At 61.5% G+C, this 15,743-nt stretch carries 13 protein-coding genes; 8 read left to right on the top strand and 5 right to left on the bottom strand.

All coding sequences use genetic code 11. The annotated features are described in order from the left end of the window. The first annotated feature begins 234 nt into the window (after positions 1-234). Positions 235-546 carry a metalloregulator ArsR/SmtB family transcription factor gene (locus AC1D35_RS05730; RefSeq protein WP_113306972.1) on the top strand — a complete coding sequence of 104 codons (312 nt, stop codon included), beginning with the start codon at positions 235-237 and terminating at the stop codon, positions 544-546. A 215-nt stretch (positions 547-761) separates the two neighbouring features. Here the strand turns inward: AC1D35_RS05730 and AC1D35_RS05725 are convergent, their stop codons facing one another. The 5 genes from AC1D35_RS05725 to AC1D35_RS05705 form a co-directional block, all read right to left on the bottom strand. Then, positions 762-1,232, bottom strand: a complete 471-nt coding sequence (locus AC1D35_RS05725; protein WP_113307077.1) for an SRPBCC family protein — start codon at positions 1,230-1,232, stop codon at positions 762-764. A gap of 8 nt (positions 1,233-1,240) precedes the next feature. Further along, positions 1,241-1,588: a metalloregulator ArsR/SmtB family transcription factor gene (locus AC1D35_RS05720; protein WP_113298496.1), complete on the bottom strand. Its 348-nt coding sequence runs from the start codon at positions 1,586-1,588 to the stop codon at positions 1,241-1,243. A 154-nt stretch (positions 1,589-1,742) separates the two neighbouring features. Further along, positions 1,743-3,956, bottom strand: a complete 2,214-nt coding sequence (locus AC1D35_RS05715) for a 3-hydroxyacyl-CoA dehydrogenase NAD-binding domain-containing protein (RefSeq protein WP_477938339.1) — start codon at positions 3,954-3,956, stop codon at positions 1,743-1,745. 12 nt (positions 3,957-3,968) lie between these two features. Further along, positions 3,969-5,177 (bottom strand): acetyl-CoA C-acetyltransferase, encoded by a 1,209-nt coding sequence (locus AC1D35_RS05710; RefSeq protein WP_113306975.1) that lies wholly within the window; start codon positions 5,175-5,177, stop codon positions 3,969-3,971. Positions 5,178-5,315: 138 nt separating this feature from the next. After that, positions 5,316-7,109, bottom strand: coding sequence for an acyl-CoA dehydrogenase C-terminal domain-containing protein (locus AC1D35_RS05705; RefSeq protein WP_113306976.1), 1,794 nt, complete (start codon positions 7,107-7,109; stop codon positions 5,316-5,318). A gap of 221 nt (positions 7,110-7,330) precedes the next feature. Here AC1D35_RS05705 and AC1D35_RS05700 point away from each other — a divergent pair, with 221 nt between their 5' ends. The 7 genes from AC1D35_RS05700 (at position 7,331) to AC1D35_RS05670 (ending at position 15,685) form a co-directional block, all read left to right on the top strand. Continuing rightward, entirely contained in the window at positions 7,331-7,720 is a 390-nt protein-coding gene (locus AC1D35_RS05700; RefSeq protein WP_113298492.1) for a hypothetical protein, read from the top strand. Between the two features lie 78 nt (positions 7,721-7,798). Next, positions 7,799-8,482 (top strand): DNA-3-methyladenine glycosylase I, encoded by a 684-nt coding sequence (locus AC1D35_RS05695; protein WP_113306977.1) that lies wholly within the window; start codon positions 7,799-7,801, stop codon positions 8,480-8,482. A gap of 76 nt (positions 8,483-8,558) precedes the next feature. Continuing rightward, complete coding sequence (locus AC1D35_RS05690; protein WP_113306978.1) at positions 8,559-9,260, top strand: SDR family NAD(P)-dependent oxidoreductase; 702 nt, start codon at positions 8,559-8,561, stop codon at positions 9,258-9,260. Between the two features lie 85 nt (positions 9,261-9,345). Then, positions 9,346-9,711 (top strand): VOC family protein, encoded by a 366-nt coding sequence (locus AC1D35_RS05685; protein ID WP_113306979.1) that lies wholly within the window; start codon positions 9,346-9,348, stop codon positions 9,709-9,711. A 284-nt stretch (positions 9,712-9,995) separates the two neighbouring features. Next, on the top strand, positions 9,996-13,748 hold the full coding sequence (locus AC1D35_RS05680; protein WP_477938338.1) for a peptidoglycan-binding protein: 3,753 nt from the start codon (positions 9,996-9,998) through the stop codon (positions 13,746-13,748). Between the two features lie 213 nt (positions 13,749-13,961). Continuing rightward, on the top strand, positions 13,962-14,885 hold the full coding sequence (locus tag AC1D35_RS05675; protein WP_477938337.1) for a sulfite exporter TauE/SafE family protein: 924 nt from the start codon (positions 13,962-13,964) through the stop codon (positions 14,883-14,885). Further along, entirely contained in the window at positions 14,885-15,685 is an 801-nt protein-coding gene (locus tag AC1D35_RS05670; RefSeq protein ID WP_113298486.1) for a TIGR02186 family protein, read from the top strand. Before AC1D35_RS05675 ends, AC1D35_RS05670 begins: the two co-directional genes overlap by 1 nt. Positions 15,686-15,743: the final 58 nt, after the last annotated feature.

Raw genomic sequence — 15,743 nt, 5'->3', positions numbered from 1 at the left:
TGCCGTGGGACGTTTCTTTGCATGATTCCGGATACGCATATAGGCGCTATGCGAGAGATTTGTGAGCCGCAATGCCCGATGAAATATGAATGCGACAGGGGCGCCTGCTCGAAAGAGCGGCCTATCCGGAAGCGTTTAGAAGGCAGAGAGGGAAAATTACGCCTTTCTGCCATATTAAGATAATTCTTTATTAGTTATGTGAAATTACCGTTTATCAATTGCGAAGGGAAACTCATGAATATCGACATTTATGAAAAGAAAGCCGAACTGTTGCTGGTCATGGCGAATGCCCATCGGTTGAGGATGCTGCAAACGCTCACCGAGCGTGAGGTTGCGGTCAACGACCTCGCCGACATTATCGGGATCAGTCAATCGGCTCTCTCCCAGCACCTTGCGAAACTCCGCACCAAGGACCTCGTCAAGACACGGCGTGATGCCCAGACGATTTACTATTCGGTCAAATCCGACAAGGTCCATGTGATCCTGCAGATGCTCAGCCAGATGTTTGACGAAGGTCAGATGAAAGATTTTCGCCTCGCCGTTTAGCGACTCTGGGCAGAACGTTCAGCGTGCATCGCATCCGCCTCCACCCTGCCTGCCGTGTGAACCGGTCACGGAAATGGTGACTTCGAGTGCTCCGCCTGCCGACCTGAAAGAAGACTAATCGGGTATGACGATTGTATCGGGCTTTGCGGACTTCTCGTCCTTGCCACAGCCGGCACCGTCTTTGCCTATCCTGCGGCTGTCACCTGCTCTTCCTGCTATGCCTCCACGAGCTTCGACAACTGTTCGGCAACCGTGCCCCAGCCGTCATGGAAGCCCAATTCCTCATGCGTGTTGCGGGTGTCCTTGTCCTTATGCATGACGAGGGCGTTGTAAGCGGTGCCTTCGGGATGGTCGGCGAAGGTGATGATGGCGGTCATGAAGGGTGTCGGCGCGGGGCGCCAGCCGCCGAGGAGCGCATTGGTGAAGACGATGCGGCGACCATCCTGAACATCCAGATAGCAGGCACTGAGATGCGGCTGGAAGGGACCGCCATCCTCGCTCATCTCGGTGACGAGGGCACCGCCGGGTTTGGCTTCCATGGTGGCGACGCGGCAGAGCGCCGGCGCGGGGATCCACCATTTTTCGAATTTTGCAGGCGTGGTCCAGGCACTCCAGACAGCCGCCGGCGGGGCCTTGATGATGCGCGAAATAGTGAGGTCGAGATCGGGGTTCGCATTTGCGTGCATTGGGATGTTCATCGGGATTTCTCCTCCTTCGATTGCGTGGCGGTGACGAAAGCTTCCAACCTGTCCGTGCGGGCTTCCCAGATGGCGCGCTGGGCCGAGAGCCAGCCATCGACCAGGGCAAAACGCTTCTTCTCCAGCGTGCAGGTTCGAACGCGGCCCTGCTTCCTCGTTTCGACAAGACCGGTCTCTTCCAACAGGCGGATGTGCTTCATGAAGGACGGCAGAGCCATGTCAAAGGGCTTTGCGAGGTCGCTGATACTGGCCGGTCCGGTGCCCAGCCGGCCGATGACGGCGCGGCGCGTGGGATCGGCTAGCGCCAGGAAGATGCTGTCGAGTTGATGTGAATAGTAATCCATAAGGCTAAGTATCACGACATGATAGTTAGCGCAATGGCTAAGTGTTTTCGATTGCTTGTCCGCGCCTGCAGCAGGAATGCTCGCTCAAGCATAACCACAGATCGAAGGGATGTGAGGGCGGCAGCAGCTCTTAAGAGCCGCGCCGCCTCGCCATTTATGCAGCCTTGTCAGTGGCCGGATAGGGATCGAAGCGGCCGTAGAAGGTCTCGCCCTTGGCGGCCATGTCCTTCAGCAACGGCGTCGGCTTGAAATGGTCGCCATAGGTAGATGCCAGCTTCTCGGCGAGATCAACAAAGGTCTTTACGCCCATGCCGTCGATATGGCTTAGCGCACCGCCCGTGTAGGGCGCAAAGCCGAAGCCCAGGATCGAGCCGACGTCGGCTTCACGTGGATCGGTGACGATACCCTCTTCCATGGTACGGGCTGCCTCGAGCGCGATCGTCACCAGGAAGCGCTGCTTCAGGGTGTTGACGTCGATTTCGTCGGCCGGCTTCTGTGGATAGAGCGTTTTCAGCTCGGGCCAGAGGAACTTCTTGGCGGGCTTTGCCGGGTATTCGTAGAAACCCTTGCCGTTCTTGCGGCCGCGGCGGTCGAGTTCATCGACCAGCTTGTTGATGAGGGCGAGATGGCGTTCGTCGACGGCATCAGGGCCGAGATCAGCGACCGTCGCCTTGAGGATTTTCTGAGACAGGTCAATCGCCACCTCGTCGTTCAGCGAGAGAGGGCCAACCGGCATGCCCGCCATCTTGGCGGCGTTCTCGATCATCGCCGGTGGCACGCCTTCGATCAGCATGTCATAGGCTTCGTGAATGTAGCGGAAGACGCAGCGGTTGACGAAGAAGCCCCTGACATCGTTGACAACGATCGGCGTCTTCTTGATCGCCGCGACATAGTCCAACGCCACGGCGAGCGCCCGGTCGCCGGTGTTTTTGCCAAGGATGACCTCGGTCAGCATCATCTTCTCTACCGGCGAGAAGAAGTGCACGCCGATGAACTGCTCGGGACGCTTCGAATTTTCCGAGAGACCCGTAATCGGCAGAGTGGAGGTGTTGGAGGCGAAGACGGTCGTTTCCGGAATGACGGCTTCCACCTGCTCGATGACCGCCTTCTTGACGGCGCGATCCTCGAAGACCGCCTCGATAACGAGGTCGGCATCCTTCAGATCGGCGTAGTCGGCTGATGGTGTGAGGCGGGAAAGAAGCGCGGCACCCTCCTCTTGCGTAAGACGACCCTTACCGATGGAATCCTTGACGAGGCTCTCGCCAACGCCTTTACCCTTGGTGGCGGCCTCCATATCGCGGTCGATAAGCACAACCTCGAAGCCGGCGGCGGCCGTGACATAGGCGATCGAAGCGCCCATGAAGCCCGCGCCGACGACGCCGACCTTCTTCAGCTCCGTCTTCGGAATGCCAGCCGGGCGGCGGGCGCCCTTGCCAAGCTCCTGCATGGAGATGAAGAGCGAGCGGATCATCGAGAAGGCCTCGGTGGTCTGCAGCACCTGCGTGAAATAGCGCTGCTCGATCTTCAGCGCCGTATCGAAGGGAACTTGCAGGCCTTCATAGACGCATTTCAGGATGGCGAGCGCGCCCGGATAATTGCCTGAGGTTTCGCGGCGGAGGATCGCGGGTGCTGCCGGCCAGAGCTGGGCTGCGGCTGGCGTCCAGATGCCGCCGCCCGGAACCTTGAAACCCTTTTCGTCCCAAGGGGCGACGGGCTTGAGCCCATCCTTGATCATCTGCTTTGCGGCGGGGATCAGCTGATCCGGATCGACGACTTGATGGACGAGGTTCATGGCCTTGGCGCGTGAAGCGTTCAGCGACTGGCCAGTCGTCATCATCTGCAAGGCGGACTGCGCATCGGTGAGACGCGAGATACGCTGCGTGCCGCCGGCACCCGGGAAAATGCCGACCTTGACTTCCGGCAGGGCGATCTTGACGCTTTTCGCGTTGGAGGCGACGCGGCCATGGCAGGCGAGCGACATTTCCAGCGCGCCGCCCATGCAGGTGCCGTTAATGGCGGAGACCCAGGGCTTGCCGCAGGTTTCCAGCTTGCGGAAGAGGCCGGTCATGCGGCCGACGAGATCGAATAGTTTCTGTGCCGCACTGTCAGGGTTCRCAGCCTTCTCCTGCTGATAGAAGCTGAACATGGCCTTGATCATCGATAGATCAGCGCCGCCGGAGAAGGAGGACTTGCCCGAGGTGATGACGACGCCCTTGACGGCGCTGTCGGCGACGGTCGCATCGATGATAGCGTCGAGCTCGCTCATCACCTCTTCGGTGAAGACGTTCATCGACTTTCCGGGCATGTCCCAGGTGACCAATGCAATACCATCCGCATCGGTCTCGACGGTGAAGTTGGTGTAGCTCATCGTCTCTCTCCCTTAGACGCGTTCGATGACGGTGGCCGTGCCCATGCCGGCGCCGATGCAGAGGGTGACCAATGCGGTATTGAGATCGCGGCGCTCCAGCTCGTCCAGCACGGTGCCGAGGATCATGGCGCCGGTTGCACCGAGCGGATGGCCCATGGCGATGGCGCCACCATTGACGTTGATCTGGTCGTGCGGGATGTCGAAGGCCTGCATGTAGCGCAGCACGACGGCGGCGAAAGCTTCGTTGAGTTCGAATAGGTCGATATCGGCAAGCGTCATGCCCGATCGCTTCAAGAGCTTTTCGGTCACGTCGACCGGACCGGTCAACATCAGGGCCGGGTCGGAGCCGATATTGGCGAAAGCCTTGATGCGGGCGCGAGGCTTCATGCCCATGCTCTGCCCGCCAGCTTTCGAGCCGAGGAGGACAGCCGCGGCACCGTCGACGATGCCGGAGGAATTGCCGGCGTGGTGGACGTAGTTGACGCGCTCGACTTCCGGATGGGCCTGGATGGCAACGGCTTCGAAGCCACCCATTTCGCCGGGCATCTGGAAGGAGGGATTGAGGGAGGCGAGCGCCTGCATATCGGTGCCGGGGCGCATGTGCTCGTCATGGGCAAGGATGGTCAGTCCGTTCTGGTCCTTGACCGGGATCACGGAATTCTTGAACCAGCCCTTTTCCCAGGCGTTCGCCGCACGTTTCTGGCTTTCGACAGCATAGGCGTCGACGTCGTCGCGGGAAAATCCATATTTGGTGGCGATGAGATCGGCCGAGACGCCCTGCGGCATGAAATAGGCCGGGAAGTTCACCGAAGGGTCCATGAACCAGGCGCCGCCGGACATGCCGAGGCCGACGCGGGACATGCTTTCCACGCCACCAGCGATGACGATGTCATCGGCACCCTGCGCGATCTTGCCGGCGCCGAAATTCACGGCATCGAGGCCGGAGGCGCAGAAGCGGGAGATCTGCATGCCGGGCGCCCTGATCGAGTAACCAGCCTCGAACGCCGCAGCCTTGGGGATGACGGCGCCGGCATCCATGACCGGATCGACGCAGCCCATGATGATGTCATCGACCGTTTCCGTAGCCAGCCCGTTGCGGTCGCGGATTGCCTCCAGCGTCTTTGCCGCGAGGCGTACGGAGGGCACTTCATGCAGCGCGCCGTCCTTCTTGCCGCGGCCGCGGGGTGTTCGGACGTGATCGTAAATGAAAACCTCGGTCATTGTCTCATCTCCCTGGCGGCGCGAACGCGCCGGTGAATTTCGGTCGTCCGGCGGGCTGGAACCGGAGAAAGCTGCGCCTGCGGCCCCTCATCCGGCCCTTTGGGCCACCTTCTCCCCACCGGGGAGAAGGGGAAGCAATCAGAACGCGTCGGCGGCCAGTTCCATCATCGTGTCGGCGCCGGTTTCGATGCGGGCCTTGCGCAATGCGGTTTCCGGCATTACGCGCTCCATGAAGAATTTCGCCGTGATCAGCTTGTTCTTCAGATAGTCCTCCCTGGCGTCGCCGGCGGCAAGACGTTCGTTGGCGGCTTTGGCCATGCGCGCCCACATATAGCCGAGAACGACAAGGCCGAAGAGGTGCATGTAATCGGTCGAGCCGGCGCCGGCATTGTCGGGCTTGGCCATGGCATTCTGCATGAACCACATGGTCGCGCCCTGCACATCGTTCAAGCCCTTCTTCAGGTGCTTTGTGAAGAAACCGAGTTGCTCGTCACTACGATTTTCCTCGCAGAAATCGCCGATCTCCTTGAAGAGCGCCATCGCGGCGCGGCCGCCGTTCAGCGCCAGCTTGCGGCCGACGAGATCGAGCGCCTGGATGCCGTTCGCTCCTTCATAGATCATGGCGATGCGGGCATCGCGCACATACTGGCTCATGCCCTGTTCTTCGATATAGCCGTGGCCGCCGAAGACCTGCTGGGCCATGACGGCGTGATCGAAGCCCTTGTCAGTCATCACGCCCTTGAGGATCGGCGTGACAAGGCCGAGAATGTCATCGGCCGTCTCACGCTCCTTCTCATCGCTGGCGCGGTGGGCAATATCGGATTTCAACGCAGTCCAGAGCAGGAAGGCGCGGCCGGCCTCGTTAAAGGCGCGGATGGTCATCAGCGCGCGGCGGATATCCGGATGGACGATGATCGGATCGGCCTTCTTGTCCGGCGCCTTCACGCCTGACAGCGAGCGGCCCTGGATGCGATCGCGGGCATAGCTGGCGGCGTTCTGATAGGCGATCTCGGAAATGGCAATGCCCTGCAGGCCGACCATCAGACGGGCCTCGTTCATCATCACGAACATGGCGTTGAGGCCGCGGTTCTCCGCACCGATCAGGAAGCCCGTCGCCTCGTCGTAATTCATGACGCAGGTGGCGTTGGCGTGGATACCCATCTTGTGTTCGATCGCGCCGCAGGAAACGCCGTTGCGGGCACCGAGACTGCCGTCTTCATTGACGAGGAGTTTCGGAACGATGAAGAGCGAGATGCCCTTGGTGCCCTCAGGCGCGCCTTCGATGCGGGCCAGCACCAAGTGGACGATGTTGTCGGCCAAGTCATGTTCGCCGGCGGAGATGAAGATCTTCTGGCCCGATATCCTGTAGCTGCCATCAGTCTGCGGCACGGCCTTGGTGCGCAGCATGCCGAGATCGGTGCCGCAATGCGGCTCGGTGAGGTTCATGGTACCGGACCAGCTGCCGTCCACCATCTTCGGCAGGTAGGTGCTTTTCTGCTCGTCAGTGCCATGGACGAGGATGGCGGCGATGGCGCCTTGCGTCAGGCCCGGATACATCATCAGCGACATGTTGGCGGCCGAGGTATACTCGCCGACGGCAGCATGCAGCGTATAGGGCAGGCCCTGACCGCCGAATTCCTCCGGTACGGCAAGGCCGATCCAGCCACCTTCGCGATAGGCCTGGTAGGCTTGCTTGAAGCCTTTCGGCGTCGACACCGTGGCGTCTTCGTGACGTGCGCAACCTTCCTGGTCACCGGAATAGTTCAGCGGAAAAAGAACTTCCTCGGCCACCTTCGCCGCCTCGCCCAGAATGGCCTCCACCATATCAGGCGTGGCATCGGCAAAACCCGGGAGATTGTTGTAGCGCTCGAGACCCAGCACATCGTTGAGCACGAAGAGCGTGTCGTTCACCGGGGCCTTGTAGATTGGCATCGTTCGAATTCCTCCAATTCGGCAACCGGATCGCTCCGGCCTTGGGACTCTCTTACAAAATATTGACGTTTCCGTAAACGTCAAATTCTGCGTGTGCGCGATTTTGTGAAGTGGGCGAAGGCAGGCGCTTCAAACAGAATCCTCTCGCCCCCGTTTTCTTCTCCGGCTAAGCGCGCTACATTTATCCAAACCGGCAGAAGCAGCTTGGGAGGAGCTATTTCATGAGAAGAACGTGGCCTGCGGAGTTCAATTCCATTTTCGATGCGGCGGAGGAAGTGACCATCGAGCCCGTGACGGTCGAACCGGTCAACGGCGAAAGACTGGTTGCGCATGAGGAGCCGCCGGCTCCGCGCAAGGCGCTGAGAGTGCGCATCCCCATGGAAACTTATGAACGCATCTGGCCGCTTGCCGAAATGCGTTTCCGGCCGGCAGAAGGGCCTTATGCCGGCAAGGCAGTGACGCTGATCGTCACCAATCCGCACTATCACCCCTGGCATCCTGCCGATGGCGGCTGCGAAGAGAAGGTGAGCGACAGCGGACGGCAGTACAAGACCGATTATCTGGTCGTGCACTTCCTGCTGGATGAGGTTCGCGAAACCGTAGAGGCCTGAGCGTCCATCGCATGGCTTGAAGATAAGGCAGCTCCCGGAATAGGCTTGCGCCAGTAAGGTCCATTCGGGAGCGAAGCCTTGAGCGATTTCGATATCATCCGCCAGCGTGCCGAGCAGCGAAAAGGCGGCGCCGATGCGCTGAAGGCGCTTCTGCCGGCGATGCCGGATCGGGATGCGTTACGCGCTTTGCCTGATGACCGCATTCTTTCGCAGATGACGCGTCGCATCTTCTACAGCGGCTTCGTGCACAAGGTCATCGACAATAAATGGCCGGGCTTCGAAGAGGCTTTCGACGGCTTCGATCCCGCTGCCCTCAACATCGCTCCCGACGAATACTGGCATGATCTGACGAGCGACAACCGTATCGTCAAGAACGGCGCGAAGATCATGTCGGTGCGCGCCAATGCAGCCTTCGTGCGCGAACTGGCGAAAGAGACAGAAAGCGCCGGCGCCTTCTTTGCGGACTGGCCACGCGAGGACCATATCGGCCTGCTTGACATGCTCAGCAAGCGCGGCAACCGGCTGGGCGGAGCCACCGGGCAATATTTCCTGCGCGGCATCGGCCGCGACGGGTTCATCATGACATCAGATGTGCTCGCCTGCCTGCGGGACGCGGGCATTCCGCTTTCGGCATCCGGAACCGGCAAGAAGGACCAGCAACTGATCCAGCAGACATTCAACCGCTGGGCCAGGGAAACGGGGCTGCCGCTCGCCTATCTCTCGCGCATCTGCGGGCTTTCGATCGACGCTCCAGAAAAGTGAAATATTTCCGGCCGGCTGTTTTTTGGAGGCGCGCGACTGCCTACCTCTCCGGAAGGTTCATCCGAAGGAGAAGATCATGGCCGAATTTCCCTATCGTAGCGCGCTGATCGTCGGCGCCGGTTCCGGCATCAGCGGTTCGCTCGCCCGCAAGCTTTCAGAGCGCGGCGTGAAGGTCAGTCTTGCCGCTCGCAATATCGGCAAGCTCGGGCCGCTGCTCGACGAAACAGGCGCCAAGGCTTTTGCCACGGACGCTTCGCAGCCAGCTGCCATTTCGGCACTATTCGAGCGCGTGGATGCGGAAATCGGCGCACCTGACGTCGTGGTCTATAATGCCAGCGGCAGGGTACGCGGGCCGATCGCCGAACTCGATCCCGAAGAGGTGGAAAAGGCGATCGCCACCAGCGCCTTCGGCGGCTTCCTCGTCACCCAGCAGGCGGCGAAACGCATGATCCCGCAGAAACGCGGCGCGATCCTGCTGACAGGGGCAACGGCCAGCATCAAGGGATTTGCGCAATCGGCGCCCTTTGCCATGGGAAAATTCGCGCTGCGCGGACTGGCGCAAAGTGCTGCCCGCGAACTCGGGCCTCTCGGTATCCATGTGGCGCATTTCATTATCGACGGCGGCGTGCGATCCGAGGCCCGACCCGATCGGGAAGACAGGCCTGACGGAATGCTTTCGCCCGATGCGATCGCGCAGTCCTATATCGACGTTCTGCTGCAGCACCGCAGCGCCTGGTCGCAAGAGGTGGAACTGCGGCCCTGGACGGAGAGCTTCTGATCCGGCGGCGGCGCGGCATAACTGCTTTCCTGAAGGTGCGGAAACCGATAAGATTGGGCCGGCTTCGACAGCTTGGGAGGGGATGATGCTGCGCCTGGACCATGTGACAATCGAAACGCGCGATGCGCCTGTCATGATTGGCTTCTTCGAAAGCATTCTCGGTGTGAAGGAAGGCTACCGGCCGCCCTTCCCTACACGCGGCCACTGGCTCTATCTGGATGACAAGCCGGTCATCCATCTGAGCCTTACTTCACGCGCTGCTGATTTTCCGCGCGGCATATTCAACCATGTGGCTTTCAGTCTTTTCGAATTCGAACCGGCGCTCGCCCGCATCAAGGCGAGCGGCTATCGCTACGAATATCTCGATATTCCCGATACCGACCTCGGACAGGTCTTCATCTACGGGCCTGAGGGCGTGAAGATCGAGCTGCAATACAAGCGGCCGATCTGAGGATTTTCGCGGCCTGAATCGGCTTGAAAAGGCAAAAGTTAAAAAATTCTCATCCGGGTTAACGAGTTCTTTACCACGTTTCGTAAAAGGTGCGCGGTGAGCATTGGCGATCTGCATTCCTTTTCTTTGTCTCGCGTTTCAGGAGTGCCGTCAAAAGTCCGTCCAGCTTGAGGAAAGTCTAATTGATTATTTCCTTATGGATGGAGCTCTCCGACGCGCGCCCTGGTGTGTTTCGGAAAAGGCAATGATCGAGCCCTGACCGGGCAATCGAAGCGAGCAAAAACATGAACGGATCGCGATCACATTCTTCCCGGCATTCCGACAGGACCTCGCTCGACGCGTTGAACCGCACTATCGAAGGTCTGGAAGCGCGGATCGAGGGACTGATGGGCAGCGGGCGCGAACAGCGGCCGCGCAGCCCGACGCCCGAACGCGATCTTTACCCCAATTCCCCCGCACCGCGCCCGGCCGATCCGCTTGCGGAAATCCGCCAGCGCCAGCGTGCGCTCGACGCTACCAGAGAGAACCGCGAGCGGACCTATACGCGCGAGCCGGCGCCAGCCCATCTCCGGGAAGCGGCCCCTGCCCCGCAGCGTGCTTCGGCGCCGCAGCCGGCAACCCCTGTTTACCGCGCATCCGACGACACGATGACGGAAATCGCCCAGGCGCTCGTCAACCTGCGGCAAGACCTGAAGCGTGATATTTCCGAAGGTGTGACGCGCGAAATGAATGTGCTGCGCAGCGAGCTGCGCGAGATCAAGACCAGCGCCCAGGGCCAGTATTTCGCCGACGACATCCGCGCCGACATGGGCCGCCTGTCGCAGAGCATTGCGCAGCTCGCCACCCGCTCGGCCGGGCCGGAAGCCACCGGCCTGCGCACTGAATTCGAAGAGCTGCGTTCGCTGATGGACGGGCTGGCGCGTGAGGATTCGCTGCGCCATATGGAACAGCGCTGGGACGGCGTAGAAGGCCGACTGGCCGATCTTGATACCGCCGGGCTGCAGGAAGAGCTGGTATCGCTCGCCTATCGGCTCGATGACATCAAGCGGCATCTCGGCGACATGGGCGAAAGCCCGGCCGTGCGCGCACTCGAAGACAAGCTCATCACGATTGCGTCGGCCGTCGAGCAGTTCGGCAACATGATCCAGCCGCACGACCGGATCATGTCCGAGCAGTTCGCGGCCATGGATACGCGGCTCGACGAGATCAGCCGCGCGATCGCCGCCGGCRGGCGCGTGGCGGCTGGTACCGACCCGGCGCTGATGCAGCGGCTGGAAAACCGTCTCTCCGCACTCGGCGAACAGATCGAGCTGATGGGCCGGGCCGCCATGAGCCGCCCCAACCCCGCCGACGAGATGGCAGGCCGCCTGGAGGCGCTGACGGCGCGGGTGGAAGACCTTGCCAATACCGAAGCGACCTCTCGGCTCGACGAGCGGCTGGAGCATCTTTCCTACCTGCTCGAACGTACGCACAAGACCGCGCCGCAACAGGACCTGACCGGCGCGCTCTCCGATATCTCCCGCAAGATCGATGCGCTGGAAAACGGCTCGGTCAATGACGCGCTTGCAAAGCGGCTCGACTATCTCGCACGCCGTATCGACGAGATGGAAATCCGCCCTGCCCCGGCGGTGGAAATCGACGACAGCGCCTTCCGCCGTCTCGAAGGGCGGCTCAGCGACATCGCCGCACGGCTGGAGGAAAGCACGGCGGCCGCGCCGACCGATGCGCGCGCCTTGAAGAACCTCGAGGACCAGATCGCCAACCTCTCCGAGCTGCTGAGCACGCCGCGTGAAAACGCCGAGGCATCGGTCGATCTGGACCGCCGCATGGGCGCGATCGAAGACTATATCGCGACCAACGACGAATATATCATCGAGGCCGCACGGCAGGCGGCTGAAGCTGTGGTCGATGCCTATTCGCGCAACGGCGGGGTACAGGGAACCGCACCCGCGGCCGCCGATATGTCGGCGCTTGTCGCGCTGGCCGAAGACCTGCGGCATCTGGAAGATTTGAGCCGCAACGGTGAAGAGCGTACTCACAAGACTTTCCAGGCCCTGCACGAGACGCTGGTGCACATCGCCGACCGGCTGGACAGCATGGAAGACAGGGTACGCCCTGCCAGGACTCAGGCTGCCGATGTCGATTTCGACGTCGATCCTTATGCGTTGGTCGATGCCGGCAGGGAGCCGACCAAGGCTGCGGTGATGCAGGCGCCCAAGGCCTCGCCGGTGCTGCGTACGGCTGATATTGCTGAAGAGAGGCCAAGCCGCACGCCGGAACCGGCATTGGCCGACAGCACCAGCGCGATCGCAATCGAAGCCAACAGCCAGCCGGAAAAGCCGGCCGTTCCTGTCAGGGGCAGCCTGCTTGCAAGCCTCGGCCGCAAGCTGATGCCTCCCCGCAAGACGGAAACAAAAGCCACCGAGCGCACGGTTATCGATCCGGCTCCATCGATCGATCCCATCGATGTGGTGCCGGCCGAAGCGGCAAACGAACTGCTGGAACCAGGCTCCGGCGCTCCCGACGTGAAGAGGATCCTGGAGCGCGTACGCGCCAGCCAGAACGCCCAGCGCGGCAAGCCGGCCACAGAGAACGACCGGGCAGACTATATCGCCGCCGCGCGCCGCGCCGCGCAGGCCGCCGCCATGGAAATCGACAGCAGCGCAAAGCCGGCGACGCGTGCCGAACGCCGCGCCGCAAAGCCGGAGAAAGCCGGCAAGGGTAGCGCCTTCGCGCGCTTCCGCCGGCCGATCCTGCTGGCAGTCGGCGCCGTGCTGCTTGCCATCATGGCCTTCCCGCTCGCCCGCACGCTGACGACGGGCGAAAAGGCGCCGCCGCCTGCTGAAGTCTCGGCACTGACCGGCGCGACCGAAATGCCGCAGGCCAATATGGCAGCACCAGTACCGGTTGCCCCGGAAGCCACGGCACCGGAAACGGCTGCCCAATCGCAGACTATGGTACTGGAGACAACGCCCCCCGAGGCGGCCGCTCCAGCAGAGCCGCAGGCGACAACGCCCGATCATCTGACCGATGCCACGCCGCTTGATGGCGAGGGAGCCGAGGGCTTCGGCCAGGCACCGGCGCAGGAGTCTGCAGCTTTCGTTCCGAACGCGCCCACTGTCCCGGCGATGGCACCGGCAGCCCCGGCTGCTGCCTCAATCGTCGTTCCCGATGCGGTTCAGCCGCAGCCGCTTGCCGATGCGGCACGCAACGGCGATGCGCTGGCGCTGTTCGAGATCGGCGCGCGTTATACCGAAGGCCGTAACGGGCTCGCCGCCGACCAGAAGCAGGCAGCGAGCTGGTACCAGCTTTCGGCCGACAAGGGCTTTGCACCGGCGCAATACCGTCTCGGCAGCATGTACGAGAAGGGCAACAGCGTCGACCGCGACGTGCGGAAGGCCAAGGGCCTCTATGAGCAGGCCGCGGCCCAAGGCAATGCCAGCGCCATGCACAATCTCGCCGTGCTCTATGCTTCCGGTGCGCTCGGCCAGCAGGATTATTCGACGGCAGCATCCTGGTTCCAGAAGGCGGCCGATCTCGGGATCACCGACAGCCAGTTCAATCTGGCCATCCTGTGTGCCCGCGGCAACGGCGTTCCGGCGGATCTGGAAGAATCTTACAAATGGTTCGCGATCGCCGCCAAGGCCGGCGACAAGGATGCTGCCCAGAAGCGGGACGAAGTGGCGAATGCCATGAAGCCGGACCAGCTTGAACGCGCCCGCGCCAAGGCCGACCTCTGGAAGCCGCAGCCGCTCGACAACAAGGCGAACGGCATCGAGATCCCCGATGCATGGGCAAGCGGCGCTGCGCCGAAGACGGCAACCATCGACATGAAAAAGGCGATCCGCAACATCCAGGCGATCCTCAACAACAACGGCTTCGACGCCGGAGCACCCGACGGCGAGATGGGCGCCAAGACGGTGACCGCCATCAAGAACTTCCAGAAGTCGATCGGCCAGGAACCGACCGGCAAGATCAACGACGATACGGTGAAGGCGCTTCTGGAGCGCAACAAACCGGGCGCCAAGGCCATATAAGCACTCAACCATTACGCTTTCCGGCTTTTAAAGCCGGCTGTCACAAAACCTGAAAAAAGCCGGATTATGCGGGACATATCGGGGCCCGCATCCGGCTGATCGCGTTTTTTTCCTTCGAAAGCCTCTGGCAACGATTTCACAGTAGGATGCGCCATTCGAACGGAAACGTGAGACAGGCCGCCGCGGCGGGCGCGGCGATAATCGAGGTCGGCTGTGACAATCTATCTGCCAATCGCAGAATTGTCGGTGAACATCTTCATCATTCTCGGCATGGGGGCAGCCGTCGGCTTCCTGTCCGGCATGTTCGGCGTCGGCGGCGGCTTCCTGATCACCCCTCTTCTGATCTTTTACAACATCCCGCCGGTCGTCGCCGTCGCAACCGGCGCCAACCAGGTGGTCGCCTCCTCGATCTCGGGCGCAATCACGCATTTCAGGCGTGGCACGCTGGATATGAAGCTCGGCTCGGTGCTTCTCGTCGGCGGCCTATCCGGCGCGACACTCGGTATCTGGATCTTTTCGCTGCTGCGCGCCATCGGTCAGCTCGACCTCTTCATCTCGCTTCTTTACGTCGTCTTCCTTGGTACCGTCGGCGGGCTGATGTTGTGGGAGAGCGTCAACGCCATGCGGCGCGCCGCCCGCAACGAGGCACCGGCTCCGCGCCGTCCCGGCCACCAGCACTGGGTACACAAGCTGCCACTCAAGGTTCGGTTCAAGAAATCGAAGATTTATCTGTCTGTCATCCCGATCGTGGCGCTGGGATTTTCGATCGGCATCCTCACCTCGGTCATGGGTGTCGGCGGCGGCTTCATCATGGTGCCGGCGATGATCTACCTGTTGCGCATCCCGACCAATGTGGTCGTCGGAACTTCGCTCTTCCAGATCATCTTCGTGACCGCCTATACGACGATCGTGCAGGCAGCGACCAACTATTCGGTCGATATCGTACTCGCCTTCTTMCTGATGCTCGCAGGCGTCATCGGCGCGCAATATGGCGTGCGCGTCGGCCAGCGGCTGCGCGGCGAACAGTTGCGCGCGCTACTCGGTCTCCTGGTTCTCGCGGTCGGCCTGCGCCTTGCCGTCGCGCTGGTCGTGACGCCCGAAGATATCTATTCGGTGGTCATGGGAGCAGGAAACTGATGCTTTGGCGCGTTCTTGCCCTGCTGTTCGCACTTTTGCCGCCATCACTGGCGGCGGCGCAGATGCTGCCCGGGCAGGGAACGCAGTCCGAGCGGGAGGGGCTGGAAATCGGCACCTCCACCAGCGAAATCGCCATCACCTCCGATTTTCGCGGCGCGGACCTGACGATTTTCGGTGCGGTGACGAATACCGACGACCTGCTGCTCGCCATCGGCCAGTATGACGTTATCGTGGTTCTGGAAGGTCCGCGTGAAGACGCCACGGTGCGCAGGAAAGAGCGGGTCTTCGGTATCTGGATCAATGCTTCGTCCATGACCTTCGCCGATGTGCCGCATTCCTATTCGATGTCGAGCTCGCGTTCCATCGACGACATAACGACGCCACTCGACCTGACCGGCGAGGGTATCGGTATCGACCATATTCCGCTGCGGCCGATCGATTTTGCCGGCAACTTCAACAGTCTCAACGAATTCCGCACCGCCTTTCGGCGTTTGCAGCAGGGGGGCGGACTGTACGAGCGCGATCCGAGCGGCGTGCGCTTCGTCTCCTCTAATCTCTTCAAGGCAAGCCTGCGGCTGCCGGCGAATATTCCAAACGGCGTGCACACAGTGCGTGCCTACCTGTTCAAGAGCGGGAAGTTCGTGACGCAGAAATCGCAGCCGCTGCGCGTCATCAAGACGGGTATCGAGCAGACCATCACCGATGCTGCCCATGAGCAGCCCATCCTCTACGGCTGCCTTTCGGTGCTGCTGGCAGTGCTGACGGGATGGGGCGCCAGCCTGATCTTCCGCAAGGACTGATCGGGCGCATTCCGCCCTCTCGCGACCACTTTCAGCCAGGTTTCAATCAAATATCCGG

Source organism: Rhizobium sp. P1_E6 (genome assembly GCF_056405875.1).
This window is presented reverse-complemented; position numbering and strand designations above follow the sequence as displayed.

Bases quoted from the DNA above. Each gene is read 5' to 3' on its own strand.
- AC1D35_RS05730 (WP_113306972.1), top strand. From the start codon at position 235: ATGAATATCGACATTTATGAAAAGAAAGCCGAACTGTTGCTGGTCATG.
- AC1D35_RS05725 (WP_113307077.1), bottom strand. From the start codon at position 1,232: ATGCACGCAAATGCGAACCCCGATCTCGACCTCACTATTTCGCGCATC.
- AC1D35_RS05720 (WP_113298496.1), bottom strand. From the start codon at position 1,588: ATGGATTACTATTCACATCAACTCGACAGCATCTTCCTGGCGCTAGCC.
- AC1D35_RS05710 (WP_113306975.1), bottom strand. From the start codon at position 5,177: ATGACCGAGGTTTTCATTTACGATCACGTCCGAACACCCCGCGGCCGC.
- AC1D35_RS05705 (WP_113306976.1), bottom strand. From the start codon at position 7,109: ATGCCAATCTACAAGGCCCCGGTGAACGACACGCTCTTCGTGCTCAAC.
- AC1D35_RS05700 (WP_113298492.1), top strand. From the start codon at position 7,331: ATGAGAAGAACGTGGCCTGCGGAGTTCAATTCCATTTTCGATGCGGCG.
- AC1D35_RS05690 (WP_113306978.1), top strand. From the start codon at position 8,559: ATGGCCGAATTTCCCTATCGTAGCGCGCTGATCGTCGGCGCCGGTTCC.
- AC1D35_RS05685 (WP_113306979.1), top strand. From the start codon at position 9,346: ATGCTGCGCCTGGACCATGTGACAATCGAAACGCGCGATGCGCCTGTC.
- AC1D35_RS05670 (WP_113298486.1), top strand. From the start codon at position 14,885: ATGCTTTGGCGCGTTCTTGCCCTGCTGTTCGCACTTTTGCCGCCATCA.